The organism is Actinomadura sp. KC345, from assembly GCF_004348515.1.
Taxonomy (GTDB): Bacteria; Actinomycetota; Actinomycetes; order Streptosporangiales; family Streptosporangiaceae; genus Spirillospora.
In genome coordinates, this window is sequence record NZ_SMKH01000587.1 from 1 (window position 1) to 960 (window position 960).

The 960-nt window shown below is 76.9% G+C and carries 1 protein-coding gene; it reads right to left on the reverse strand.

Translation table 11 applies throughout. The features are described 5' to 3' along the window. Window positions 1–86: 86 nt before the first annotated feature. Window positions 87–960: SWIM zinc finger family protein (locus E1281_RS41025; protein ID WP_165959334.1), on the reverse strand; the 874-nt coding region annotated here is incomplete at its 5' end.

Sequence of the window (960 nt, forward strand, 5' to 3'; positions counted from 1 at the left end):
CCCCTCCGCCGGGGCCCCGGGCAGCACGGGAGGGTCACGGCGCTCGGTGCCGAGAAGGGCCGCCGTGACGTGCTCGGACCACACGGTCACAGCACCACCGTCCCCTCGGTCTCGTGCCACGCCGCCAGCGGCAGCAGGCCGCGCGGCCCCCACTCGCCGGTCACCGTGACCGGCCCGCCGCCCGACAGGGCGAGCAGCCGCCACGGATCCCCCATCCGGAGCGGGAGCGCGTCCCCCGCCTCATCGATCACGTACAGGTCGCCTCCTCCGGTACGGGCCAGGCGGACGTCCTCCAGCGCCGCGGGCCAGCGGTCCAGCCAGGGGTCGCGCGCGAGCGCGGCGGCGTGCTCGTCCAGCAGGCCCCGGACCGACGTCCCGCCGGGCATGCCCGGCGCCGCGGCGCCGAACCGCTCCGCGACGAGGGCCCGCAGCGGCTGCGACCCCGGGTAGAAGGCCAGCTCGGCATCGACCTCCGTACCCACGATGAACGACGTGTCCAAGGAGGCGCCCGGCGCGGCGAACGAGAGCACGAGCGCGGGACGGCCCGTCCTCCGCCCCCGCAGCCACACCCGCCGGGTGGTCAGCAGGTCCTGCGCGGTGTCCCGCGCCCCGGTCACGCACCACAGGTCCCGGACGCGCTCCCCGCCGGTGAGGACGTCCTCCTGCGCGACGGTGAACCCGATACGGGAGCGGACGGTCTCCTGGAGCCCCTCCGGCAACCCGTCCCGCCGCTGATGGGCCCGGACGAGCAGCCGCAGCAGCGCGTACTCCTCCAGCAGCCGGTCGGGCCAACCGGGCGAGCGCGGTATCGCCGCGAGGCCCCTGACATGCCCGGCGAGACCGCCCGCCTGCGCGTCGACGAGCCGCCGCGCCGCGTCGTCCCACAGCCGGTAGGGCGCCTTCTCCGCCTGTGCGAGCCCGTGCGCCACCTGGTCGCGGAGCCACTGGTCGAGTTCGCCG